This window comes from Flavobacterium sp. YJ01 (assembly GCF_029320955.1).
GTDB lineage: Bacteria > Bacteroidota > Bacteroidia > Flavobacteriales > Flavobacteriaceae > Flavobacterium.
Map to the genome: position 1 here is coordinate 107,448 of NZ_CP119757.1, position 26,711 is coordinate 134,158.

The window sequence follows — 26,711 nt, forward strand, 5'->3', positions numbered from 1 at the left end:
TTTTATTATTCTATTTCAGAATTATCATCTGATTTTTTTTGGCCTAAAGAACTTTTAACATTTAAGGATGTAACTACTTTTTTTCCAGTTTTAGATTCTAATTCTTTTAATGCTACCTTTGCTACATTTCCTCCTTGTTCCGCAACTAACATATTATCCTCAAAACTTTCCGGATTTATTGCTTTTGAAATATCTGTAGTAGAAGCTTCTGCTAACATGTTTAAAATCAGCTCCGTATTACTCATGTTATCACGAAGATTTTCTTTCTTTAGTCCTTTAAGTATTTTATACTCTTTAGTTGTATTTCCAGACCAAGCTTTAGAAATAATATCTGTTAAAGTAGCAAACTGAATTCCTTCGCTAATACCTCTATTTTTCCATTCGTTAGTCAATTCTTTTCTAACTTCTATACTTTTTAATCGCTGATTAATCCAGCTTTCAGAATAACCTAAATTTAGATATTGTTCTAATGCTCTATCTATTGAAAGTTCAGGATCTTGCATTTCATCTAAACGCTCTGATGCAATTTGAGCAAGCCATAATTTAAACGGCTCCGCATTTGCTGATGGAATAGATTGTATTAAACGAAAAAGCTGTTCAGTATCTGCAACATCTGTTATTCGCATTTTTCCATCAGCAGCCTTCATTTTCAAACCGTGACAATTCGTCACAGTTTCATTTCCTTCTGCTTTTAATCGTTGTTTCAGCTTACGCCAATAGGCAGATGCATCAACACTCTCTGTTAATACAGCAACAACATCAATAATTGAAAAATACCATTTTTCTTCTTCTTGATTCCAAACGGTTCTAACTTTTTTCTCCTCAAACAACTGTATTCCTTCCATATGTTTCATATTTAAGTTATATAAAACTCATTCTCGATTTATCTTCATTTCGTCTTTAAATGCGATTTCAAAAACGACACAATTTTTTTTCTTCTTTAAACCTTTGCAACTTAATTAAAGCAATCCATTATATTTTCTAACAAACCATTCTATAGTCAATAAAATGGCAATTAAAATTAATAACCAAACCCAGTCAATAATTGGCGTTTTGCTAGAAATATTCTTTTCAATTGATTTGTATTCTGAATTTTCTAAAAGTGTATTAATCAATTGATCTGCTTGATTTTCAAAGAAAGCTTTTCCTCCCGTCTGTTGTGCTAATTGCTGTAGTTTTACGACATCAGGATTTACAAATTGTTTTTCAATATCAAAATCTAGAATTTCAAAATGACTTGTGTATGAAGTATTTGAGTTTATTTCTTTTACTATAAAGTTATATTTTCCAGCTGGAAGTCCTTCTAAATTCGCTGAAAAAGAATTGCTTCCCTTTAGTAAATCGTAATTTTTGGTTTGTTTGGTCGCAGCATTTACAACACTAATTGTAAGTCTCGCTTTTTCATCAAACTCGTAATTTTTGTTAAAATATTGCGCGTTGATAATAATCTCTTCTCCAGAATTATAAAAACTTTCATGTGTGACCACTAAAGATTTTTTTGAATTTGAAGATGCTAAATATTGAATAATTTTGTCAATAAAAATATCATATTTTTCGAAGGATTGATTGTCAATGTGACTTTGCAAACGCCATTTCCAACTATTTTCTCCTAAAAGAAAAGCGGTTCTTTTTCCTTGATTTTCGGCGAAAGCCAATAATGGCGCATTTGTAGAAACGTTTCTAATTTTTGATGAAAGTAAAATTGATACGTTTCCATTAACATTTATATTACCGAATGGATTTTGCAATGGTGGAAAATTTTCAAAGCCAATATCGTCAATTGCAAAAAGATTAAAATCAGAATGAAATTCGTTTAAAAAATCTTCGCGTTGCCCGCTCATTTTAAAAACTAAATTATTCTGCTGTTGATTTAAGAAATTAAAATCGGTATTGTTTCCTGTAATAATAAAGGTGTTTGTTCCCTTTAGTTTGCTGTTATCAAAAATAACTTTAAAAGCTGTTGTTGGCTGATACAAAACCAAAACAGATACGTCTTGTAAATCATTAATTTGATTCGGTTTAACTAATATTACTTTACGTTGTGCGTTAACTTCAATAGAACGTTTTAAAGCTGCGATATCTGGATGATTTATAGCCGAAACAATTGCAATTGTAGACTTTTGATCTATTATTTCGACTGCAAAATTCTTTATATTATTATAGCTGTTTTTTTCTTTTGCAGAAGATTGAATGCTTGCTTTATAAATTTGCAATCCAACTTTATCTGCTGGTAAAAGCAAGTTTAGAGAAGCTGTTTTTTTGGAAGCTGAAAAAGAAAGTTTTTCTTTTGCTACAATTGTATTTCCTTGTGAAATGGTAAATTCAGCGTTTGTAGTTTTATCTCCAGCGTATTGCAGAAAAACTTCAACTGGAAATTTATTTTTATGAAAAGCGTATTTATTTACGTTTAACTGATTGATTTTTAAATCGAGAAAAGTGGTTGTATCTCCCACAACCAAAGGATAAACTTTATTGACAGGATCAAAACGATAGACATAATCGTTTCCTGTAGTTTGATTTCCATCGGTAATAATAACTGTTGGGAAAATCAGATTTTTATTGATGCTTTTTAGATTTTTTGCCGCTTCATCTAAATTGGTTTGATTTCCTTTAAAATCAAATTTGTCAGAAGTTTTAAAATCGTTATCAAATTGATAGGATTGAATTTCGAATTTTTCTTTTAAAGCGGGATTCAAAACTAATTTTTGATATAATTCAACAGCTTTTTTATCTGATTTTAAAGCAACTATCGAACTCGAATTATCGACAAAAATTGCCAAAGGCGTTTTTGTAATTTCTAACGAACTCTTAGAAATTATCGGATTGATCAGCAAAACCAATAATCCGAAGATGGCCAAAAAACGCAAAAAAGCCAAAAGTATAACCACATTGGATTTACTTTTGGCTTTGAAAAAATATTGAAAATACGACAAACCACCAGCAATTACTAAAGAAAGCAATAATAAAAGAATTGTGTTTGTAGTCATATTTGTTTTAGTTATTGGTTGTTAGTTTATGGTTTATGGCTGTTAACTATAAACTAAAAACCATCAACAATCAACTTATTAAGTAAGCATTCCTCCGCAAACATTAAGAACTTGACCTGTAATGTAAGCACTCATATCTGAAGCTAAGAAAAGACAAGCATTTGCTACATCTTCTGTAGTTCCTCCGCGTTTCAACGGAATACCTTCTCTCCATCCTTTAACTACATCTTCGCTTAATTTTGCAGTCATTTCAGTTTCGATAAAACCTGGAGCGATTGCATTGCAACGAATGTTACGAGAACCTAGTTCAAGAGCAACAGATTTTGTAAATCCGATTGCACCTGCTTTAGAAGCTGCGTAGTTTGTTTGTCCAGCGTTTCCAGAAACTCCAACTACTGAGCTAATATTAATGATTGAACCTGCTCTTTGTTTCAAGAAAGTTTTTTGAATCGCTTTTGTCATATTAAAAACCGATTTCAAATTCACATCAATTACTTGGTCAAAATCTGCTTCAGACATACGCATTAACAAATTATCTTTTGTAATTCCGGCGTTGTTGATCAAAATATCTACAGTTCCAAAATCAGCTAAAACAGCATCAACAAAAGTTTGAGCTTCGTTAAAATCTGCTGCGTTTGATTGGTATCCTTTCGCTTTTACTCCTAAACTATTCAATTCTGCTTCTAAAGCTTCTGCAGATGCAGCAGATGAGCTATATGTAAAAGCAACGTTTGCGCCATGTTTAGCAAAAACTTCAGCAATTCCTTTTCCAATTCCACGGCTTGCACCAGTAATAATTGCAACTTTTCCTTCTAGTAATTTCATATTAAGGTATTCGTTTTTATTTTTTGAAATACAAATATAGCGTATTTGGGCGTTTAATAAAATTTGTGATACAAAAATTGGTTTAGAATTAAATAAAAAAAACAGCTCAATAAATGAGCTGTTTCCACCTGAATAAAAAAATAAAAACTAAAAATTATTAAATGTGATTCTGTTTTGTTATGGCAAACATAATAACTAGAATTACTGCAAAAATCATCATTCTATTAATCGAGTGATGAAACTCTTTTGTTCCATTTACCTTATCATTTTTTCTTTGTTTTATCATATTCAATATCATAATTGGAAAAGCTATGATAATAGATAGATACAAATAATATCTGAGGTATTCATAATATTGCTGATTAACAATAAGAAGACCTATTCCCCAGAAAAAAATTGCAATTGTTGCAGGAGTTAATTTTTTTTTAATCATAATTTATCAATAAGGGGCTAACCAAGTTTAAAATTTTAAAAGCAACTCAAAAAAATGAGTTGCTTTTTATGAATAAAAATTATTCTATATTATTGGAATGCGTAAGTTGTAATTCTAAAACTGCTTGATGCAGCTGTAAAAGTGTAAATTGTATTACTAAACTGTATTCTAAAGCTTTCTCTAGTTACATATAAACCTTTAGGATCCATTAATTTATCATCAAGATTTTTCACTAAAGGATCTGCTGCAATTACAGTAGTTCCATTATGCCATAGTGAATGCTTTAAGATGATTGTTTTATTAACTGCATCTTCTGTAATAGTTGCTCTATGATAAACAGTTGCTTTTCCACCTGTAAAGCTGTACATAATGTCTACAGTACGATTGTTGAAGAAAGTAAATTGTACTCTGTTTACTTTTGCAGCCGATGCATTATTAATCTCATTAAGCAAGAACAGACACAATTGTGAGTTAGTTGGTGCAGCAGATAAATTCGCCGCAATATAACCGTAAGCTGTTGATGGAGCTCCTGCTGCTGGTAACGTTACTTTATAATCTTCTGTAAGTCTTGGCGGTGCATTTGTATATTTAATAGTTGCTTTTACACCATCTTTTCCAGTTGCCACAAAAGAATTTGTCGGAGTATCATAAACAAAATCTGTAAGTTTTTGACCTTTTACATCCAATGGAAGTTTTGAATAAACGCCTAAAGGATTAAATGAAAGCGCAAGATCATAACTTGTATTAACTGCAGGATCTAAAGAATATCCTGTACCAAAACGTGCGCTAGTATTATAACTAAAATCATAGTTTTTGGTTGCTGTACCATCATTTATTTCTAACAATCTAAATAATGGACTATTCATATCTCCAGTAATGTTTTTGATAATCGGAACATTTTTAGGCAAATCAGTCCAGTCTTTTGGTGTTGCTTTTATAAAACGAAGCATGTGGCCATTTCTATTTGTTTTAAAAATGATATTGCCATCTTTTTGTCCGTAGTAATAGAACTGGAAATCTCCTAAATATCCTTTTGCCAAAAGTGCAGCTGTTGGATAATTATTTGCATCAGAAAGAAGATGTATTCTATTTTGTGTCGAAAAAACTAAACTTACTGTGCTTCCAACTTGAATATTGTATTGACTTTGATATGTTTTCGTGTCAATTTCGCCATCTCTACCTGTAAAGTCTGATGCCATATCTACTTTTCCTCCTGGTAAGAATTTAAATAAATGTGTCCATCCTCCTAATTGTGTACTATCAGTATAATAAACTGCTTTCCAACCATCTGCTGATGAAAGTAATAAATCGTTTAATTCTTTCTGACGCCCGCTTAATCTGTCTGTTGCATTTTCATCAAATTTTGCATCTACTTCCGGACTTGAACATGATCCCAAAAGCAAGGCTACGAAAGAAATCAATAAGCACTTATATATATATTTTGCTTTCATAATAGTATTTTTTATAATAATTTTTCGTCCTTAATTATTTATTACGATATCTGTGTTTTTCTGAGCTTCATCTCTTAAAGCATAAAAATCGATATTGAATGCTTCTTTGTAATATTTAACTACAAGTGCTTCTTTTGCTTTAATATTTGCTTTTGCGGTTGCATCTGTAACACCTGCTAAAATTGCATCATATTCTGCTTTTGAACTTGTTAAGATTGTTGCAGCAGTTTCTGCAAAATCTTCGTAAATATTCAATCTAGCATAACTGGTTATAAATCCTAAAGATCTTGAAGTTGCAATTGCCTCTACATACCAGCTTGAAGTATATCCTGATGGAGTTAACTTTGCCCAAGCTTGCTCATCAAAAGGTTTTGTTTGATTTAAAATATGAACATACTCATGCTGAATTGTATGAATAAATTGTGTCACGCTTGCTCTACTTTTTTTGTTTAAATTGTCTATTTGAAACAAAGAAACTCTTTGACCAGCTTCGGCAAGTCCTAATGTTACGGTACCATTTGTATTTAAGTTTACACCACCTACAAGTACAAATTCTCTTGGTGCGATTTTCTTAACAAATTCTTTTCCTCCAATAGTCGTGTAACTATCAATCCAGATTTTTTTAACCACTTCCATTGCTGGTTGCACTTTTGAAACAAGAGGCGGATACAAATATTTATTATTATCTACCAAATTCTGATTCCATTCGTAATAAACATTAATGTTGTAAGGATCTAAAAAGTTAGTGCCAATCCATTTATCCAAATCTGTTTTTACTGGAGTAGAAAAATCTAATTGACTTTCTTTTGGTTGATCTTCGTGAGCACAAGAAGCCATTAATAAAGCTCCTGCGATTATTGCTGTTTTATATGTTTTAAATATTTTCATACTACTTTCAAATTAAAAATTATCTAGGATTTTTTTCAATGCCATTATCAGACGCTCTAAGCGGAATTTGCAATGCTCTTCTTTTATCATCTTTTTCCAAGACATTACTTCTTACCACTTTTCCAAACTCAAGAGTATTATGTGTTACAACAAGATTAAAACGCTTAATATCAAACCATCTTAAACCTTCACGAATAAAATCTCTTCTTCTTGCTTCAACAATTGCTTTAATGTAAGAAGTCTGAAGAGGTGTTAATGAATAATATGGCGTAAATTCGTTTGCAATTACAGGGAATTTATTTGTTACAACAGTTTCATTCAATATATCTGTTGTTGCATTATAACCAGTAGTTCTAGTTCCTAAAAAGTATCCTAATTCTGTATTCACTTCAGCAAATCTGTTTTTCATCACTAAAGCTTCGATTCTGTTTAAATACATTTCGTCATTACTAAACAATACTGTAGCAGTGTAAGGTTCTCCAGTACGTGAAGTTAAATTGGTATATTTAAAATACTCATAAAGTTTAGGAACAAATACATTTATACCTCCATAATATTGCCCATTTGGTCTAATAACATTCGCTTTAGCCCAAATATTAGTTTGAACACCAAATATCTCATCTGATTTATTTCCTGGAAGAGCAAATCTGTAAGAAGCTGATCTATTAGCGATTGAATTCGGGTAATCAACCAATAAATTAGTTTCTTGTTCTACTCTTGAATATTCAATAGGCATTTGAGCAAAAGCAGCAGCATAAAAAGCTGGATAATTTCTAAGTTTTGTTGGTTTAGAACCAAGTCCTTCGGTAAATTCAAGAACTTTATCCCAGTCTCCTTTTATCAGATAAAAACGAGCAGCAAAAGCTTTTGCAGCATCAATCGTAAAGTGGTATTTAGGTTCTTTATACTCATTTGTTACATATTTCATACCTTCCGTAAGATCTTGTTCGATAAAAGTAAATACCTCTTGAACAGTATTACGTTTGTATTTTACCAACAATTCTGTTTCTGGCTTTGTAATGTACGGAACACCTAAATCTGTCGCTGCTGTTGCAGGATTATAACGATTTGACCACAATGAAACCAACATAAAATGATTGTAAGCTCTAGCAATTAAAGCTTCACCTTTTTGCGGATTTAAAGTTGCTGGACTTCCTAATTTTTCAATAGCATCTAATGCTTGGTTTGCCGCGGCAATAGCTTCATAAGACGCCATCCAGAATGCATTTTCGCTATCCAATCCAATTTGAGATTGCATTTCCCAATTGTAACTTTCTTCGTTTATGATACTTGTAGATTGAACTTCTGTATCGTAAACATTGTCAGACATAACTTCTGCAATAGGGAAATAAGATCTATTTGGATAAGCAGTTACTAATAATTCTGATATTTTTTCAGGAGTATCTATTTGTGTTCTGTTGTCTGGTATTTCTGAAAGAAAATCATCACAACTACTAAAACCAACTAGCAATAATAATGATAGTGTTATTTTTATATTTTTCATAATCAATTTATTATTTAGAATGAAAGATTAATTGCAAAAGTATATTGTGCCGTGATTGGGAAAGCTACCCCACCAGTATTACGGAATTCAGGATCTTGTCCGTTTAATTTTTTGTCTGAATAAATCAACCATGGATTTACTGCAGAACCTTTTAAATTAAATGTTGCTAAACCTAACTTTCTTTTGTATTCGCTTGGAAATTCCCAGCTAAGAGAGATATTTTTCAATCTTACGAAATCACCGCTTGCAATTCTAGCATCAGAAAAATTATAAGTATTATAAGCAATTTGTAAATCATTAGCTCCATAATTTCTATTTAGTAATCTATCCGCGATAACTGGAACATTTGTAAAGTTTTCATCACCAGGATTAATCCATCTGTTAGCAAAATCTTTCGTAAAAACAGTTTGATCATTGTAAGTATTACTGTAAACTGGGTTTAATCTCACTTTGTTTCCACCTGATCCAACTACAAATACATATAAAGACCAGCTTTTGTAAGTAAATGTATTTGCAAGACCAACTGATTTATTTGGCTCAACAGAACCTTCATATTTCAAATACTTAGTTACATCGTTAGTATCTTGGAAATTAGCATCTGTGATGTTATTATCAGCACCATCTTGTAATTTAAAAGTTGGTAATCCTTCGTTGTTTAATCCTGTAAATTGATAAGAATACAATGAGTTTCTAGGATGCCCAACTGTATTTCCACCATTAGTCGCAATTAAATCAAATACTGCTGGTTTGTTTGCCAGTTTAGTAATTTTTTGGTCGTAAACAGAAAAGTTTAATGTAGTCGACCATTTAAAATCTTTTGAACTAATGTTTTGAGTTGTAATACCAAGCTCAACCCCTTTAGTTTCCATGTCTGCGTTGTTACCTTGTTTAACAGATTCTCCTCCTACTCCAGAAGTAATTACGTAATCGATCAAATCAAAAGCTTTACGTTGGTAAACATCTGTAGTAAGTTGTACTCTGTTGTTGAACATTCCAAGATCTAAACCAATATTTGTTTCATATTGTTTTTCCCAAGTCAAATCTTTGTTTTGTAAATCTTCTATACGAATTGCATTTTCTCTATCGCTAGTTTGAAAACGATTAGCTATATAACTTTTGTAAATTGCTAATGAGTTAGTTGCAGGTCCCGCAGTAGCAGTTAAACCATAAGAAGCTCTCAGTGCCAAAGTATTGATATCTTCAACATTTTTCATGAAATTTTCTTCTTTGATGTTCCATTTACCACTTACAGTATAAGTTGGCAACCATCTTGAAGATCCTGTATCACCTTGTCTGTTAGAACCATCATAACGACCTGTAACAGAAGCTGTATAACGACGATCGTATGTGTATCCTACTTTTCCGAAGAAACCAACTGTACGCTCTCTTTCAGCTCCAAATTCATAATAAGAGTTTCCTTCATTTACCAATTTTTCAATCATTTTAGGATCGATAAAAGCACTAAGTCCTTTTTCAAATTGAATTCCAGCAGCAGTAAAGTTGTCATTATTTCTATCAACTGATCTAAACTCTGTTCCAAAGAAACCTTCTAATTCATGTTTATCGCTAAATGTATTTCTATAAGTAACACTATTTCTAACATTATATGAAGTCATATCATTAGTATATTTTCTTAAGAAACCACCGTAAGGCAATACTGAAACTTTAGGTGCAGTTAAATCGTTTGGATTTTGGTATAAAAATACGTTATCTCTTTGAATCTGAGTATTTAAAGTTTCTCCAACACCCGCATTGTAAGCTCCTACAACATTCGAACCTTCGTAGATTTTATGTTCTCTTGAAGTATTAGCATAACGAGCAGAACCTGTAAAGTTGTAAGTTAAATTTTTAGCTAATTTATATTCTAAATCTGCCTGAAAACGAATGTCTTTTACTTTAATTCCAAGAGTATTATTTTTTAACTCATTAAGAATATTCATTGGAGCCCAGTTGTTTTGGTAATATTCTAAATTACCATTTTCATCATAAGGTCTAAGTGTTCTACTTGTACTTAAAACATAATTGAATGGGTTAATATCGAAATCTCTAGTAATTTTACCAAATACAACATCATTTTTACTTTCGTAAGTACCAGGAGCTTCTTGATCACGAATAGATCCTAGTGTAGATAATGTAATGTTTAATCTGTCATTGATATAAAATGTTCCTTTAATATTAGAAGAAATTTGTTTTACATTATCTGCCAAAGTCCATCCTGGATCTGTATAATAACCTAAAGAAGCATAAAATGTATTATTTTTTCCTCCGCCAGAAAAACTTAATGAATGGTTTTGAGTAATAGATGGTCTAAACAAAACTTTGAACCAATCTGTATTTCCTAATTCGTATTTTTTCAAAAATTCATTGATATAAGGCTGTTCATTTCTAACACCAAATTGACCATTAGAACTATCGTATAAATTAATTTGTTTAGCCAAAATACCATAAACACCACTGAATCTAGCCGTTAAAGAAGAGCTTTGATCCAAATAGCCTTTTGCTCTCATTTCTTGAAAAACACTCATAGATTCTTGAGAATTTAAGATATCGTATTGCGTGTAGTTTGGTACGCTTCTAACCGTGTTTTCAACAGAATAATTAATTTTTAAAGGAGAATCTCTTCTTCCTTGTTTAGTTGTTACAACAACAACTCCATTTAAAGATCTTGAACCATAGATTGAGGTAGCAGATGCATCTTTAAGAATTTCAATACTTTGAATATCATTTGCATTTAATCCCGCAACAGCAGAACTTAATAATGTCGCTGAGTTACCAGAAGCTAAATCTGCAAAAGTTACATTGATAATATCTTCTTGAACAACACCATCAATAACCCATAATGGTTTTGTATCTCCAAAAATTGAAGAAGAACCACGGACAGTAATTTTAGGAGTTGCACCGAAAGATCCTGTAACGTTTTGTACAGTAACCCCAGCAGCTTTTCCTTCAATCATTCTACTCACGTCTACTACTCCATCAACTTTTAATTCAGCACCAGAAATTTTACTGATAGCTCCTGTAAACGTTCTTTTTGAAGTCTTTTCGTAACCAGTTGTAATTACAACCTCTTTAAGATCTTGACCAGCTTCTGTTAAAACAACAGTTGGTGTATTATTCTCAATTCCAATTTCTTTAGTTTCCATACCAACATAAGAAATTACAAGACGCGTAACATTAGCTGGCATTTCGATAACGAAATTTCCATCAAAATCTGTTAATACAGCAGTTTTTGTTCCTTTTGCCATAACAGTTGCTCCAGGAAGCGGACTTCCAGTTTGATCTGTTACTTTTCCTTTAATGATCGGACCAAAAGTCAAAAGTTCAAATAATGAATCGTGATTATTGGCATTCGAAAAAGAAGCAACCGAACTTTTTTGAAGCACAATTTGATTGCTAACCTCCGAAAAAGTTATATTAAAAGGCACTAATATTCTGCTAAGAATACTAGCTAGAGTTTCTTGATTCGCTTCTATACTTACTTTTTCTGCAAGTTGAGGAAGTCTAGAATTATAAGAAAATTTTACACGAGCAGATTTTTCGATTTTTGATAAAGCATTGTCTAAAGTTAGATTTTCAAGTGTAATTGTAACTTTAGTATCTAGTTTTTTCTGCCCGTTTACATTATTTGCAAATGTAACACTTGAAAAGACAAGTGCTAACACAAACTGAAACAGCGTTATTTTCATGATTTGGTGAAGTAATCGTTGCTTGACAACAGGTTTTTTCATAATTTTGGTTTGTTTTGATTAATACTATTCGAGTGTATTTTAAGAAACATCATAAATTACTCTTTACAGAGAGTGATTTAATCTATTTAAGTGTCGATCATGTTACAGCATTTTCGGCACTTTTTTTATGTATCGATTTTTTACATAGGCAGTTAAATATTTTTTTTTTGGACAATCAGTTCGGTTTTGGTTTCTTTATTTTATTGAATCTCAAAAATCAATTACAACCAGAAGTAGTAATTACAATTTGATTTCCATTCATTTCATAATTGCTGTCATTGCCAATGCTTTTACAGATAATTTTAAGTTTTTCTGCCAAAGGCTGGTCACTTAAAGAAGTTGTTAGTCGGCAATCTTTTAATTTATCTTTCGGATAATCAATATCAACCACATAAGCCTGTTCAATAGTTTCTAAAATTTGTGCAACTGGAATATCCGTAAATTCAAAACTCAATTGCTCAATATTTCTAACGCTATTTACCAAAATCGGATCTTCGGTAATATTTGTTATTTTACTGAAAACAAAATCTTTACGAACAAAACGCAAAGCTTGATTAGGAAGCAAAACAATCTCTTGGGACTTATCAGAGCCAATTAAATCATTAGATTTTACCCTTACTTTACCGGTACGAACTAGAACTTCCACGTTTTGCTGGTCTGGAAAAGCTTTAATTCTAAAACTTGTACCAACAACCCTTGTCACTATCTCGTTAGCATAAACGAAGAAAGGCTTTTTTGGATTTTTACTAATTTCAAAGAAACCTTCGCCGGATAAATACACCTTTCTTTCATTTCCGGTAAAGATTTTAGGGTAACTTAATTTACTATTTGGCTGTAATAAAACTGAACTTCCATCAGATAAAGTAACAGTTTGAGATTTTTCAGTGTTATTGGTTTGTTCTACCAAACCTTCATCGTTTTCTTCGACAAGTTCTTTGTATGTAACTACATTATCCTGTGGCAACATATCGCTTTTGAAAAACCATGCCGAAAAAACACCGACAAGAATAGCAGCAGCAATACCACTTATCCAGTAGCGCTGTATTTTTAGTTTTTTAATTTTTAAAGTTTTTAGAGAAGCTAATTCTCTATGTTCAATCTTTAGCCAAGTTTTCTTTAAAGCTTCATGAACATCATTTGAAGTTAATTTAGAATCAGGAACTTTCATTGCTAACAACAAAAGTCTTGCATCTTCGACCAATTTGGCTCTTTCAAGATTTTCTAAAGTCCATTCTTCCCAGCCTTGCTCATCAACTTTAGATAAAATCCATAATTGAAAAGATTCATCAGCTAAGAAGTCTTCTATTTCGGTAAAATTGTTACGTTTTTGCATCTTACTATTAAGGTTACAAAAACATAGAGGACACTTTTTTTATTATATACTCACCTATTTAAGATTTTTTTTTGATTTTTTCTTAAAATTTTACAAAACCCCTGAATATATAAGGATTAACAAAGGAATACTTCCCTTCCACTCTTTACGCAAACTTAATAAACCACGATGCAATAAATTATTTGCAGATTGATAATTAACGTCTAACAAATCTGCTATTTGGTCTACGCTCAAACCTTGATGATAGCGTAAATACAAAGCTTCTTTCTGACGTTCAGGCAAATCATTTAGTAATTTATTAAGATGCAAAACTCGTTCAGCAGTTATTTCATCTTCTACTAAATTGTTTTCTATAGAAAAATCAAATAAAAATTCTAAAACATCTGTAGTTGCAGTTTTTCTAAATACATGATCTCTTTCGTGAAGACGAGCAATTCTTTTTCTAACACTAGAAAGCAAATAAGCTTTTACGACAACATTGTCTTGCAATGAATTACGATAAAGCCAAATATCAGCAAAAACGTCCTGAATACAATCTTGTACTTTTTCAGCAAATGGACAAAGTGAGTTGCCGTAATTAATTAAATCACGATAATATTTCTCAAAAAGTAATGAGAAAGATCTTTCATCACCATTCTTTAAATTATTCCAAAGAATAAAATCATCTAGCATTTTGTTTTTTAAAATTTGGCTCATATTAAATTCAACTTTGAGATGTAAAAATCAAATCATCTTAAAAAATGTTTCTTAAAATAAAATAAATTCTATTGAAGAAATTAATGCTGATAAAATTTCAAATTCATTTAAAATAAACCTTAAAAACGCAATCATTTATTTAACAAAAATTAAACAGGATTTTTACATTTCTGAGTAGCTTAAATTCATACAAAATGAATCAAATTTTAACAATATTTTTTGTTTTTGTGTGATAAATATAGAAAAGCAAATGTTAAAAAACCAATTAGCTATAAAAAAAAGAAGCTTTTTCTAAATTTATCAGTATTTGCGGTATTTTTTTTACTTAATCTTAAATTTACTATATGTTAAGTTTTAATTAACTAAAAAGGATTGTTTAATTGGGCTCCAAAAAGCTCTTTGCTACCTAAATTTCAATTCCTACAAAATTGATGTATTAAAAGAAACTTAGTTTTTAAAAATTATATCTTAAAACAATTAATGCTTATTATTTCATTTAATATAAATATTCACATAAAAAAAAGCCTTACTAATAAACTAGTAAGGCTTTAAATATTTCAATAAAATAAAAACTTTAAAAAGCTACATTCCATCTAGGTAATTTTCCATTTTCATCTAAGAAATTTTGCAAAACCTGCCCTTCAACCGCTGTTGGAATTGCTTTTACATCTCCGGTAAAAGTTTCATACCACACAACTTCTAACTCAGAAATATTTTCTAATTTCATCTGTGCTGGCCAAGAATATTTTCTACCCGTTTTTGCAAACTGGTGTCCGTTTACAATTTTATCGTATAACCCACCATTTTTGCTTTTTAAAGTTCCATCATTCTGAACAGTTCCCGTAGAACCAACCATAATTAATTCTTTTTCTTCACCTTCAACTGCATAAACAATAAAAATTCCAGCACTTCCTTCTGGAGCATTGCAAGCTTGTTCTAAACTATCTTCTACTGTAAAAGCAAAACTGTTGCTCACTTTAAATTTTTCTAAATCTTTACTCATCATTTTTCTTTTAAGCTTCTAAGATACTAAGGATCTAAGATGCTAAGTTTTTTCTTTATATCCTTAGTATTACAAAATGTAAAAAAGTCTCAACATAAATTGAGACTTTTTTGAATGTATTATTTTAAATATTTGGAAATTATCCAAGTACTTCTTTTACTTTTTTACCAATTTCAGCTGGTGAATCAACAACGTGAATTCCGTTGTCTCTCATGATTTGTTTTTTAGCAGCAGCTGTATCATCAGAACCACCAACAATAGCACCTGCGTGCCCCATTGTTCTACCAGCAGGAGCAGTTTCTCCAGCGATAAATCCAATAACTGGTTTACGGTTTCCATCAGCTTTTACCCATCTTGCAGCATCAGCTTCAAGTTGACCACCAATTTCACCAATCATAATGATTGCTTCGGTTTCTGGATCGTTCATTAATAATTCAACAGCTTCTTTAGTAGTAGTTCCAATAATTGGATCTCCACCAATACCGATTGCTGTAGTGATTCCTAAACCTTGTTTTACAACTTGATCAGCAGCTTCGTAAGTTAAAGTTCCTGATTTAGAAACGATTCCAACAGTTCCTTTTTTGAAAACGAAACCTGGCATAATACCAACTTTAGCTTCACCTGGAGTAATAACACCTGGACAGTTAGGGCCGATTAATCTTGAATTTCTTTCTTTAACATAATTATTTGCTTTAATCATGTCTGCTACAGGAATCCCTTCTGTAATAGCAATAATTACTTTAATTCCAGCATCAGCAGCTTCCATAATTGCATCAGCAGCAAAAGCTGGCGGAACAAAAATGATAGAAGTGTCAGCTCCAGCTTGATCAACAGCGTCTTTTACTGTATTAAAAACCGGACGATCTAAATGGCTAGTCCCTCCTTTTCCTGGAGTAACACCACCAACAACATTAGTACCGTACTCAATCATTTGAGAAGCGTGGAAAGTTCCTTCGCTTCCTGTAAATCCCTGAACAATTATTTTGGAATCTTTATTAACTAAAACACTCATGATATATATTTTATGTAGTTTTTAAATTTGTGTTGCAAAAATAAGGTTTTGTAATGTATTTTGCCTCTTTTATTGTCAAAAAAATATTAAGAAAATTGACTCATTTGATAACCTCTGTAAAGTTTATCATCTTTAATCTGCCAAATGGTTGAAAAATGAGCTAAAAGCATTTCTTCTCTTGGATTTTCGATAGTTTTTACAAAATGAGAGTAACGTACTGATACTAAATCATTTTCACTGATAATATGGCTAATTCTTACTTTCGAACGCACATATGCTCGACTTAGTTCATTTGCCATTTCTACTATCGAATCATAATCCATCTGAATGAAACCTTTACTGCTGTTCCACTCAAGTATCACGTCGGGATGCAGATATGTTTTTAAAATTTCACTATCGATTAAGGCATCTGACTTATAAAATTTCTGAACAAACTCTTTGATAGACATATTACTTCAATTTACTTAAAATTTCAGGAATCTTCTTAATATTGGCTAATTGTTTCAATTTTTCTCTAGACTCTTCTATTGGAGTACCAAAGTACGATTTTCCTCCTTCAACTGATTTAGTAACACCTGTTTGTCCCATTACAACAGCTTTTGCACCAATTGTGATTCCGCTTGTTGTTCCAACTTGTCCCCACAGAGTTACTTCGTCTTCAATAATTACGCATCCAGCAATACCAGTTTGCGAAGCTATCAGACATTTTTTTCCAATAACAGTATCATGACCAACATGAACTTGATTATCTAATTTTGTTCCTGCGCCAATAGTTGTATCTCCAGTTACACCTTTATCAATAGTACAAAGTGCACCAATGCCAACATTGTCTTCAATAACAACTCTCCCGCCAGAAATTAACTGATCGAAACCTTCTGGACGTTTTTTGTAATAAAAAGCATCGGCTCCTAAAATTGTTCCAGCATGTATAATTACATTGTCGCCAATTACAGTATGATCGTAAATCGAAACGTTAGAATGAATTAAACAGTTTTTCCCAATTTTAACATTGTTACCAATAAAGCTGTTCGGCTGAATCACTGTACCCTCTCCTATTTCTGCAGAAGGAGCGATTGCTACATTCGCAAACTGAAAAGGTTTAAAATGTCTCGTTAGAATGTTAAAATCTCTAAATGGATCATCAGAAATTAAAAGTGCTTTACCTTCTGGGCATTCTACCTCCTTATTTATTAAAACAATAGTAGCTGCCGATTGTAAAGCTTTATCGTAGTATTTTGGGTGGTCAACAAAAACAATATCACCAGGCTCAACTACATGTATTTCGTTCATGCCTAAAACTTGAAAGTCTTTGTCACCAATAAATTTGCAGTTAAGCAAATTTGCAATTTCTTGTAAAGAATGACTCTTTTGAAATTTCATATGTTATAATTAGAGAATTTGTCAATTAGAAAATGAGTCAATTAGAATATGAATATACAAAATTTTGTCGATTCACAAGTTATCTAACTGACTCATTGTCAAATTATCTTAATTAAGAAACTACTCTTTTACACGCTCCATGTAAGAACCTGAAGCTGTATCAATTTTAATTTTATCTCCTTCATTGATAAACAAAGGAACATTGATATTTGCACCAGTTTCTACAGTTGCATTTTTTGTAGCGTTAGTTGCTGTATTTCCTTTTACACCTGGCTCAGCATAAGTAACTTCAAGAATTACAGATGTAGGCATATCTACAGATAATGGTAAATCTGTTTCTGTGTTAATTTGAACCATTACGTTTGTTCCTTCTTTTAACAAATCTGGAGCATCCAAAATGTTTTTATTCAAAGAAATTTGTTCAAACGTTTCAGCATTCATAAAGTGAAATTCATCACCTTCTGGATATAAGTACTGAAATGTATGTGTTTCAACACGAATAACGTCAATTTTATGACCTGCAGAAAATGTATTATCTAATACTTTTCCTGAAGTTAAACTTTTTAATTTCGTTCTTACGAAAGCTGGACCTTTTCCAGGTTTTACGTGAAGAAATTCGATAATTTTATAGATATCGTGATTAAATTTAATACACAATCCGTTTCTAATATCTGATGTAGATGCCATTTTTTTTTATTTTAGATTTTAGAATGTAGATTTTAGATTCTGCTAAAGAATCAATCTTCATTTTTTTATTTTTTATTATTCAATTATAGCTTAGAAATCTAAAATCAGAAATCTAAACTCTAAAATTAATAGTTCCCTGAGTAACCTTTCATAATTCCTCGAGAAGAATTTCTGATAAAATCTAGAATTTCATCTCTTTCTGGAGTCGCTTCCATTTCTGCTTCAATAATGCTTAAAGCTTGAGTTGTATTGTAATTCTTTTGGTATAAAATTCTATAGATTTCCTGAATTTCTCTAATTTTTTCAGTTGTAAATCCTCTTCTTCTTAAACCAACAGAATTAATTCCCACATAAGATAACGGCTCTTTTGCTGCTTTTGTAAATGGAGGAACGTCTTTTCTAACCAATGATCCTCCAGAAATCATAGCATGATCTCCAATATGAATAAATTGATGAATCGCGGCTAAACCTCCAATAACAGCATGATTACCAACAACAACGTGACCTGCCAAAGCAACACCATTTACAATAATTGCATTATTTCCAATTTCGCAGTCGTGTGCAATGTGCGCATAAGCCATTACTAAACAATTATTTCCGATAACAGTTTGACCAGAAGCAATTGTGCCTCTATTTATAGTTACACATTCTCTAATTGTACAATTATCACCGATAATAGCAAGAGAATCCTCACCTCCAAATTTTAAATCTTGTGGCACTGCAGAAATTACTGCTCCTGGAAAAATATTACAATTTTTACCAATTCGAGCTCCTTCCATAATGGTCACGTTTGAACCAATCCAAGTACCATCACCAATAACAACATTATTGTGAATTGTTGTAAATGGCTCTATTACAACGTTTTTAGCGATTTTCGCGCCTGGATGAACATATGCTAATGGTTGATTCATCTGTATGTTTTATATTTTTAATTAAAATATTTCGATTTGAGGCAACAAACCTAAACAATAAATTTGATAATTTATTATTGTTTTCTTGCTATTTGTGCCATTAATTCTGCTTCAGTTACTAATTTACCATTTGCATAGGCATTTGCCTGCATATGACAAATTCCTCTTCTGATAGGAGAAATTAATTCGCACTTAAAAATTAACGTATCACCTGGCAATACTTTATGTTTAAATTTCACATTGTCAATTTTCATAAAGTAAGTCAAGTAATTTTCAGGATCTGGAACAGTGCTTAAAACTAAAATTCCTCCTGTTTGCGCCATTGCTTCAACAATTAAAACTCCTGGCATAACTGGTGCTTCAGGAAAATGTCCTACGAAGAAATTTTCATTCATCGTTACATTTTTCAAACCAACTACATGACGATCAGACATTTCTATAATTCTGTCAATCAACAAGAATGGTGGTCTATGAGGAAGCATTGCCATAATTTTATGAATATCCATCAAAGGTTCTTGATGTAAATCATAAGTAGGAACATGGTTTCTTTGCTCAATTTTAATAATTTTCGCTAATTTTTTAGCAAATTGAGTATTTACAAAATGTCCTGGTTTATTTGCGATGATTTTTCCTTGAATACGAACTCCGATAAGAGATAAATCTCCAATCACATCAAGCAATTTGTGTCTTGCAGCTTCGTTTGGATAGTGCAAAGTCAAGTTATCCAAAACTCCATTTGGTTTTACAGAAATTTCATCTTTACCAAAAGCTTTCTTCAAATTTTCCATTGTAGACTCAGAGATTTCTTTATCTACATACACAATTGCATTATTTAAATCTCCACCTTTAATTAAACCATGTTCTAATAAAGATTCTAATTCATGCAGAAAACTAAAAGTTCTTGAGCTTGCAATTTCCTGTTTAAAGTCAGAAAGACTTTTAAGTGTAGCATTTTGAGTACCTAAAACTTTTGTACCAAAATCTACCATTGTTGTTACTTGATATTCATCGCTTGGCATTACAAGAATTTCGCTTCCTGTTGCTTCGTCCGTAAATGAGATAACTTCTTTAACTACATATACATTACGTTGAGCATCTTGCTCTTCAATACCCGCTTTTTCAATCGCTTCAACAAAATATTTTGATGAACCATCCATAATTGGAAGTTCAGAGGCATTCAATTCAATAATAATATTATCCAAATCGCAGCCAACTACTGCAGCTAAAACGTGCTCTGGAGTCTGAATTTTAACTCCTAATTTCTCAAGATTAGTACCTCTTTGAGTATTAACAACATAATTAGCATCAGCTTCAATGACTGGTTGACCTTGCAAATCTACTCTTACAAAAGTGAAACCATTATTAACGGGTGCAGGTTTAAAAGTCATTGTAACTTCTTTTCCAGTATGTAAACCAACTCCTGTTAGCGAAATTTCATTTTTGATGGTCTTCTGTTTAACCATTATTTCCATTTTTTGGGTTTATTATTTGTTTTTTTAATTCTTCAACTTCGGCCACAATTTTAGGCAAATTTTTAAAATGAACATACGATTTATTAAAATCAGTATATCCAAGTGATGGAGTTCCTTGCAGAACTTCGTCATCTTTAATGTTTCTAGCAACTCCAGACTGTGCCTGAAGTCTAACATTATTACCTATAATTAAATGACCTGCGATACCTACTTGCCCCCCAATCATGCAGTTTTCTCCAATTTTAGTAGAACCTGCAACACCACTTTGAGCAGCTATCACAGTATTTTTTCCAATTTCTACATTATGAGCAATCTGAATCTGATTGTCTAATTTCACTCCTTTTCTAATAATTGTAGAACCAAGAGTTGCTCTGTCTATTGTAGTATTAGCACCAACATCAACATTATCTTCAAGGATAACGTTTCCGATTTGAGGTACTTTACTATATTCTCCATTTTCATTTGGAGCAAAGCCAAAACCATCAGCTCCAATTATAACGCCTGAATGAATTGTACAATTATTACCAATAACAGTTTCTGAATAAATTTTTGCACCAGCAAAAATGAATACATTGTTACCAATAACAACATTATCTCCAATAAAACTGTTTGGATAAATTTTCACGTTATCGCCCAGAACAACATTTTGTCCGATATAACTAAAACTTCCTAAATACAAGTTTTCGCCATATTTAGTTCCTTCAGACATAAACGACTGAGGTTCGATACCCGTTTTATTTAATTTAACCTGATTATAAAAGTGTAAAAGCTTAGAAAATGCCGCATAAGCATCTTCTACCTTTATTAATGTAGTAGTAATTTCTTGTTCTGGAACAAAGCTCTCGTTAACAATTGTAACAGTCGCTTTTGTGCTGTATATATAATTGATATACTTTGGATTAGCCAAAAAAGTAAGCGATCCATTTTCGCCTTCTTCGATTTTGGAAAGCTTAGAAACTTCTGCATTGGGATTCCCAACAACTTCTCCTTCTAAAATTCCTGCTATTTGTTCTGCTGTAAATTTCATCGCGACAAAAATATAAAAAATAGATTTTAAATGTTAATTTTAGATAAGTTGTTTTGGAAAACAGATATAATATTTTGTTACCAATTTAGATAACGATTTCAAATTCAGCTGATCAGAAGCTTCAACAACATCTTCAATTGTTTTATCTTTTTTCAAAATTCGAATAGGTTCTGCTTCTTTGCTATAGGCTTGATTTTTTATTTTTCCTCTAAAAATAAAATAACCTGCATCTAATTGACTAATATGATGCTGACTTGCAAATTTCTCTTTTAAAGCTTGAGATTCTTCTACAGAAACTTTTTCAGCACTCATTTTAATTTTCAGTAAATCTCTATTTATGATCATTTTACTCAAAGTACTTAACACAAAATCATCATTTCTCTGCCAAGCTTTCAAGGCACTTATAATATCAAAATCATCTAATTGCGCAAACAAATCAAGCTTTTCTGCATCAAAATCTTCAAGTGTTATTTTATTATGCATGAAATAAGAAAGTGGTTCGCTGCACGGAAGATCAATTCCTTTTAAGATTAATTCTTTGGCTCTTTTCAAAACTTTCATCAGAATTAATTCGGCAACTAAACTCGTTTTATGCAAATAAGCCTGCCAATACATTAATCTTCTTGAAAGCAGAAATTTTTCTACAGAATAAATTCCTTTTTCTTCAATAACCAATACATCATTTTCAACATTCATCATCTGAATCAAGCGTTCAGAATTCACATTTCCTTCTGCAACTCCTGTATAAAAACTATCACGTTTTAAGTAATCCATTCGATCCATATCTAATTGGCTTGAAATCAATTGCAACATGAATTTTCTATGATATTCTCCTTTAAATACCTGAATTGCTAAACTCAATCTTCCATCAAATTCTTCATTTAGCTGATTCATAAATAATAATGAAATCGCCTCATGATGAACATCTTCAACAATACTTCTTTCCATAGCATGAGAAAATGGTCCGTGTCCAATATCATGCAATAAAATTGCTATCAATAAGGCATTTTCTTCTTCATCAGAAATGACAACATCTTTAAAACGAAGCGTATCAATTGCTTTTTTCATCAAATGCATACATCCTAAAGCATGATGAAAACGAGTATGATTAGCGCCTGGATATACCAAATAAGACAATCCCATTTGTGAGATTCGACGAAGACGCTGAAAATAAGGATGCTGAATTAAATCGTAAACAAGCTCATTCGGAATCGTTATAAAACCATATATGGGATCGTTGAATATTTTTAGTTTATTGATCTGAGTCACTATTGCGATATTTTTTAGGTCAACAAATATAAGTAAATAAGTATAAAGAGATTGGTGTTTTTTATTTAAAAATGAAAGTCGAAATTATAATGATTATCAATAAAATAGACTAAAAAATGTTAAAATTTAAAATAAATTCATAGCCAGACTTTGAGAACTTTATACTATTTTTAATACTTTTTAAGTTCTATAACTTTAAATTGCAGTAAAAATTATAATTGATTTATGGATAAGATAAAAATACTTTGGGTTGATGATGAAATCGATCTTTTAAAGCCCCACATATTATTTCTAGAAAAAAAGAATTACGAAGTTACAACCTGCAATAACGGACTTGACGCTATTGCTTTGTTTGAAGAAAATAACTTCGATATTGTTTTTTTGGATGAAAACATGCCTGGAATGAGCGGATTGGAAACACTTTCTGAAATGAAAGAAAAAAAATCTGCTATTCCTATGATTATGATTACCAAGAGCGAAGAAGAATATATTATGGAAGAAGCCATTGGTTCTAAAATCGCCGATTATCTGATTAAACCTGTAAATCCGAATCAGATCTTGTTAAGTTTGAAGAAAAATCTCGATGATTCTAGATTAATTACCGAAAAAACGACTTTAGATTACCAGAAAGAATTTAGGAAAATTGCTATGGAATTAGCCATGGTAAATTCTTATGAAGATTGGATTGAATTGTATAAAAAATTACTTTTTTGGGAATTAAAACTAGAAGACATCAATGATACAGCGATGATCGAAATTCTAGAATCTCAAAAAGTAGAAGCCAACTCTCAGTTCGGTAAATTTATCGAAAGAAACTACGAAGACTGGTTCGCGCCAAAAGCAGATAAACCAATACAATCCAATACTTTATTTAAAGAATTGGTTGTTCCTGAACTTAAAAAGAAAGACAAACCAATTCTTTTTGTTGTAATTGACAATCTTCGTTACGATCAATGGAAATCTTTTGAATCTGTTGTGTCAAATTATTACAAATTAGAAAAAGAAGTCCCTTATTATTCTATTCTTCCAACCGCTACGCAGTACGCAAGAAATTCAATTTTTTCTGGTTTGATGCCTTTAGAAATGGAAAAACAATTTCCGGAATATTGGAAAAATGATGTTGAGGATGGCGGAAAGAATCTTTACGAAGCTGAATTTTTATCTGCTCAATTAAAAAGATTAGGCTTAAATATTAAAGAAGATTATTTTAAAATCACTAATTATTCTGGTGGCAAAAAACTAGCCGAAAACTTCAAGGCCTTAAAAGGAAACGACTTAGTAACGGTAGTTTACAATTTCGTTGATATGCTTTCGCACGCTAAAACCGAAATGGAAGTTGTTAAAGAATTAGCTTCAGACGATAAAGCTTATCGTTCGCTAACATTGAGCTGGTTTAAAAATTCGCCTTTGTTAGAAATTATTCAGCAAGCACAACTTTTAGGTTTCAAACTGATTTTAACAACCGATCATGGAACAATTAATGTAAAAAATCCGTCTAAAGTTGTTGGAGATAAAAATACAAGTCTAAATTTGCGTTACAAAACTGGACGTAGTTTAACATACGAACAAAAAGATGTATATGTAGTTAAAGAACCTAAAACAATTGGTCTTCCTGCTATAAACATGAGCAGTTCGTTTATTTTTGCTAAGAATGATTTCTTTCTAGCATATGTAAACAACTACAATCATTATGTGAGTTATTATAAAAACACGTATCAGCACGGCGGAATTTCGTTAGAAGAAATGATTATTCCGTTTCTTGTTTTTAATCCTAAATAAAAGTATATCGCCACAAATTTCACTAATTTCCACTAATTTTAATTTAAAAGAAAAATTAATTCGTGAAAATTCGTGAAATTCGTGGCAAAAATAAAACATACAATGAACATCGTTTTTTCATTAGATCAAATTCAAGAAGTTGCGCAGCAGATTATCGATTCAAATCCTAAAAAAATCATTCTTTTTAATGGAGAAATGGGAGTTGGAAAGACAACATTAATTAAACAATTATGCAAAAGTTTGGGTGTTGAAGATGCGACAAGCAGTCCGACTTTTTCTTTAGTTAATGAATATTATACTTCTAATAATCAAATAGTTTATCATTTCGATTTTTACAGATTAAACAAAGAGACAGAAGCTCTTGATATGGGAGTTGATGATTATTTGTATTCTGGTAATTGGTGCTTTATTGAGTGGTCTGAAAAAATAGCAAGTTTAATTCCCGAAGACCATTCTACAATAAATATTCAATTATTAGAAGACGGAAAAAGAGAGTTGCAACTGAATTAGAATATTTGTGAATTTTATAAAAACTTTGAGAATCTTTACAAAATAAAACAACGTTTAGATATCTTGAACAATTTTAATAAAGAAACACAAAAAATATCTTAACATTCCAATATATAGTATTAGCAGAATTTTTACACTAATTCTAAAACTTTTTACGTAATTTGTACTCTTAATTTTTTGCACAATCCATGTCAATCACATTAACTCCATTTACAAAACAACAATTACTGCCGCAAGAAGAAAAACTTGAGGTTGGTCGTTTTAAAAGAGAACTTTTTATAGGAATTCCTAAAGAAACAAGTTACCAAGAACGTCGTATTTGCTTAACTCCAGACGCTGTAAATTCACTTACTTATGCTGGTCATCGCGTTATGATTGAATCTGGAGCTGGAGAAAGTTCGAGTTATACTGATAAGGAATATGCAGATGCTGGCGCAGAAATTACAAAAGACGCAAAAAGAGTTTTTGGCTGTCCTTTTCTTTTAAAAGTTGAACCGCCAACATTAGCAGAAATAGAAATGATAAATCCAGAAACTGTTATCATTTCAGCCATTCAGCTTAAAACCAAAAAGAAAGAATACTTTGAAGCTTTAGCAAAAAAGAAAATTACTGCTTTAGCCTTTGAATATATTAAAGACGAAGACGGTTCTTATCCTGCCGTAAAATCTTTAAGCGAAATTGCAGGAACAGCTTCTATCCTAATTGCCGCCGAATTAATGATTACTGATGAATTTGGAAAAGGGCTTTTATTTGGAAACATTACAGGCGTCCCTCCTACTGAAGTTGTAATTTTAGGAGCTGGAACTGTAGGCGAATTTGCTGCAAAAACTGCAATTGGACTTGGTGCAAACGTAAAAGTTTTTGATAATTCGATTACAAAATTACGTCGCTTGCAAAACAATTTAAATCAAAGAATTTTCACTTCTACTATTCAGCAAAAAGGACTTTTAAAAGCTTTGAGACGTTGTGATGTCGCAATTGGAGCTATGCGCGGAAAAGAAAGATGTCCGATTGTAGTCAACGAAACTATGGTAGAACATATGAAAAAAGGAGCCGTAATTGTCGATGTTAGTATTGATACTGGTGGTTGTTTTGAAACTTCAGAAGTGACAACTCACGAAAAACCAACTTTTATCAAGAACAACGTTCTACACTATTGTGTACCAAATATACCTTCAAGATATTCTAAAACTGCCTCATTATCAATCAGTAATATCTTAACGCCATATCTTCATCAGATAGCCGAAGATGGTGGAATTGAAAGTGCTATTAGATGCAATAAAGGTCTCAAAAACGGAATTTATTTATATCATGGAATTCTAACAAATAAAGCTATTGGCGACTGGTTTGATCTTCCGGACAACGATATTAATTTACTTGTTTTTTAAAGGAACTTTAATGTACCTTTGCAAAAAAATTATTTCATGAAGTTCGTACACCGTTTTGCATATTATTTAATTGGTCTTGTAATGGGATGTTTTGTTGTAGCAGCTATTTTTAGCGGAAAAGACACTCGTTGTAATTATTTTCCAAATGCCCGAGTTTTAAACAATCTAAGAACAAAACCTTTTCAATATTCCGAAAAAGCTATTCAGACTTTAAATGAAAAATGGGTTGATACTGCAGATATTAAAAACACATTAACTTATGGAGATGTTGATTTTGATAAAAGCAATGTTCCAATGAACAAAGGAAAACTTTATATTATTGAAGGAAAAACTGTAAAAAATCAAGAGATTATTCTAAAAGTGGTTAATTATGAAAATAAAGCTGTTTTAGAAGAAATTATTAAAAAATAAAGTTTTTTCATTTCGAA

The 26,711-nt window shown here is 31.4% G+C and carries 22 protein-coding genes; 4 read left to right on the forward strand and 18 right to left on the reverse strand.

The annotated features are described in order from the left end of the window. Positions 1–5: 5 nt before the first annotated feature. The 18 genes from P0R33_RS00550 to P0R33_RS00635 form a co-directional block, all read right to left on the reverse strand. Positions 6–845 (reverse strand): Bro-N domain-containing protein, encoded by an 840-nt coding sequence (locus P0R33_RS00550; protein WP_276173634.1) that lies wholly within the window; start codon positions 843–845, stop codon positions 6–8. Positions 846–959: 114 nt separating this feature from the next. Beyond that, positions 960–2,987: a hypothetical protein gene (locus P0R33_RS00555; RefSeq protein WP_276173635.1), complete on the reverse strand. Its 2,028-nt coding sequence runs from the start codon at positions 2,985–2,987 to the stop codon at positions 960–962. Between the two features lie 78 nt (positions 2,988–3,065). Next, the gene (gene fabG / locus P0R33_RS00560; protein WP_071637930.1) at positions 3,066–3,812 is read right to left on the reverse strand and encodes a 3-oxoacyl-[acyl-carrier-protein] reductase; all 747 of its coding nucleotides are present in this window, start codon (positions 3,810–3,812) and stop codon (positions 3,066–3,068) included. A 522-nt stretch (positions 3,813–4,334) separates the two neighbouring features. After that, entirely contained in the window at positions 4,335–5,696 is a 1,362-nt protein-coding gene (locus tag P0R33_RS00565; protein WP_276173636.1) for a DUF4302 domain-containing protein, read from the reverse strand. Positions 5,697–5,726: 30 nt separating this feature from the next. Then, complete coding sequence (locus tag P0R33_RS00570; protein ID WP_276173637.1) at positions 5,727–6,584, reverse strand: putative zinc-binding metallopeptidase; 858 nt, start codon at positions 6,582–6,584, stop codon at positions 5,727–5,729. Positions 6,585–6,603: 19 nt separating this feature from the next. Then, a complete protein-coding gene (locus P0R33_RS00575; RefSeq protein ID WP_276173638.1) occupies positions 6,604–8,088 on the reverse strand; it encodes a RagB/SusD family nutrient uptake outer membrane protein in 1,485 nt (494 codons plus the stop codon). A 14-nt stretch (positions 8,089–8,102) separates the two neighbouring features. Beyond that, positions 8,103–11,816, reverse strand: coding sequence for a SusC/RagA family TonB-linked outer membrane protein (locus P0R33_RS00580; protein WP_276173639.1), 3,714 nt, complete (start codon positions 11,814–11,816; stop codon positions 8,103–8,105). 217 nt (positions 11,817–12,033) lie between these two features. Next, positions 12,034–13,149 carry a FecR family protein gene (locus P0R33_RS00585; protein ID WP_276173640.1) on the reverse strand — a complete coding sequence of 372 codons (1,116 nt, stop codon included), beginning with the start codon at positions 13,147–13,149 and terminating at the stop codon, positions 12,034–12,036. Positions 13,150–13,239: 90 nt separating this feature from the next. Further along, positions 13,240–13,845, reverse strand: coding sequence for a sigma-70 family RNA polymerase sigma factor (locus P0R33_RS00590; protein WP_276173641.1), 606 nt, complete (start codon positions 13,843–13,845; stop codon positions 13,240–13,242). 574 nt (positions 13,846–14,419) lie between these two features. Beyond that, the gene (locus tag P0R33_RS00595; RefSeq protein WP_276173642.1) at positions 14,420–14,848 is read right to left on the reverse strand and encodes a hypothetical protein; all 429 of its coding nucleotides are present in this window, start codon (positions 14,846–14,848) and stop codon (positions 14,420–14,422) included. Positions 14,849–14,987: 139 nt separating this feature from the next. Further along, positions 14,988–15,860, reverse strand: a complete 873-nt coding sequence (gene sucD, locus P0R33_RS00600; RefSeq protein ID WP_057118027.1) for a succinate--CoA ligase subunit alpha — start codon at positions 15,858–15,860, stop codon at positions 14,988–14,990. 86 nt (positions 15,861–15,946) lie between these two features. Further along, entirely contained in the window at positions 15,947–16,309 is a 363-nt protein-coding gene (locus P0R33_RS00605; protein ID WP_276173643.1) for a nuclear transport factor 2 family protein, read from the reverse strand. 1 nt (position 16,310) lies between these two features. Continuing rightward, entirely contained in the window at positions 16,311–17,240 is a 930-nt protein-coding gene (locus tag P0R33_RS00610) for a UDP-3-O-(3-hydroxymyristoyl)glucosamine N-acyltransferase (RefSeq protein ID WP_276173644.1), read from the reverse strand. A 120-nt stretch (positions 17,241–17,360) separates the two neighbouring features. After that, on the reverse strand, positions 17,361–17,927 hold the full coding sequence (efp, locus tag P0R33_RS00615) for an elongation factor P (protein ID WP_276173645.1): 567 nt from the start codon (positions 17,925–17,927) through the stop codon (positions 17,361–17,363). A 125-nt stretch (positions 17,928–18,052) separates the two neighbouring features. Further along, positions 18,053–18,838, reverse strand: a complete 786-nt coding sequence (gene lpxA, locus P0R33_RS00620) for an acyl-ACP--UDP-N-acetylglucosamine O-acyltransferase (RefSeq protein WP_091497682.1) — start codon at positions 18,836–18,838, stop codon at positions 18,053–18,055. Positions 18,839–18,912: 74 nt separating this feature from the next. Further along, positions 18,913–20,301 carry a bifunctional UDP-3-O-[3-hydroxymyristoyl] N-acetylglucosamine deacetylase/3-hydroxyacyl-ACP dehydratase gene (locus P0R33_RS00625; protein ID WP_276173646.1) on the reverse strand — a complete coding sequence of 463 codons (1,389 nt, stop codon included), beginning with the start codon at positions 20,299–20,301 and terminating at the stop codon, positions 18,913–18,915. Beyond that, positions 20,294–21,337 carry a UDP-3-O-(3-hydroxymyristoyl)glucosamine N-acyltransferase gene (gene lpxD / locus P0R33_RS00630; RefSeq protein ID WP_276173647.1) on the reverse strand — a complete coding sequence of 348 codons (1,044 nt, stop codon included), beginning with the start codon at positions 21,335–21,337 and terminating at the stop codon, positions 20,294–20,296. Before lpxD ends, P0R33_RS00625 begins: the two co-directional genes overlap by 8 nt. A gap of 39 nt (positions 21,338–21,376) precedes the next feature. Continuing rightward, entirely contained in the window at positions 21,377–22,606 is a 1,230-nt protein-coding gene (locus P0R33_RS00635; protein ID WP_276173648.1) for an HD domain-containing protein, read from the reverse strand. Between the two features lie 225 nt (positions 22,607–22,831). On the opposite strand from P0R33_RS00635, the gene P0R33_RS00640 reads away from it, so the two are divergent. From P0R33_RS00640 to P0R33_RS00655, 4 genes are all read left to right on the forward strand, one after another. Then, the gene (locus P0R33_RS00640; RefSeq protein ID WP_276173650.1) at positions 22,832–24,385 is read left to right on the forward strand and encodes a bifunctional response regulator/alkaline phosphatase family protein; all 1,554 of its coding nucleotides are present in this window, start codon (positions 22,832–22,834) and stop codon (positions 24,383–24,385) included. Between the two features lie 102 nt (positions 24,386–24,487). Further along, positions 24,488–24,895 (forward strand): tRNA (adenosine(37)-N6)-threonylcarbamoyltransferase complex ATPase subunit type 1 TsaE, encoded by a 408-nt coding sequence (gene tsaE, locus P0R33_RS00645; protein ID WP_276173651.1) that lies wholly within the window; start codon positions 24,488–24,490, stop codon positions 24,893–24,895. Between the two features lie 188 nt (positions 24,896–25,083). Then, a complete protein-coding gene (locus P0R33_RS00650) occupies positions 25,084–26,283 on the forward strand; it encodes an alanine dehydrogenase (RefSeq protein ID WP_276173652.1) in 1,200 nt (399 codons plus the stop codon). Between the two features lie 36 nt (positions 26,284–26,319). Further along, positions 26,320–26,694: a DUF4258 domain-containing protein gene (locus tag P0R33_RS00655; protein WP_276173653.1), complete on the forward strand. Its 375-nt coding sequence runs from the start codon at positions 26,320–26,322 to the stop codon at positions 26,692–26,694. The last annotated feature ends 17 nt before the right edge of the window (positions 26,695–26,711 follow it).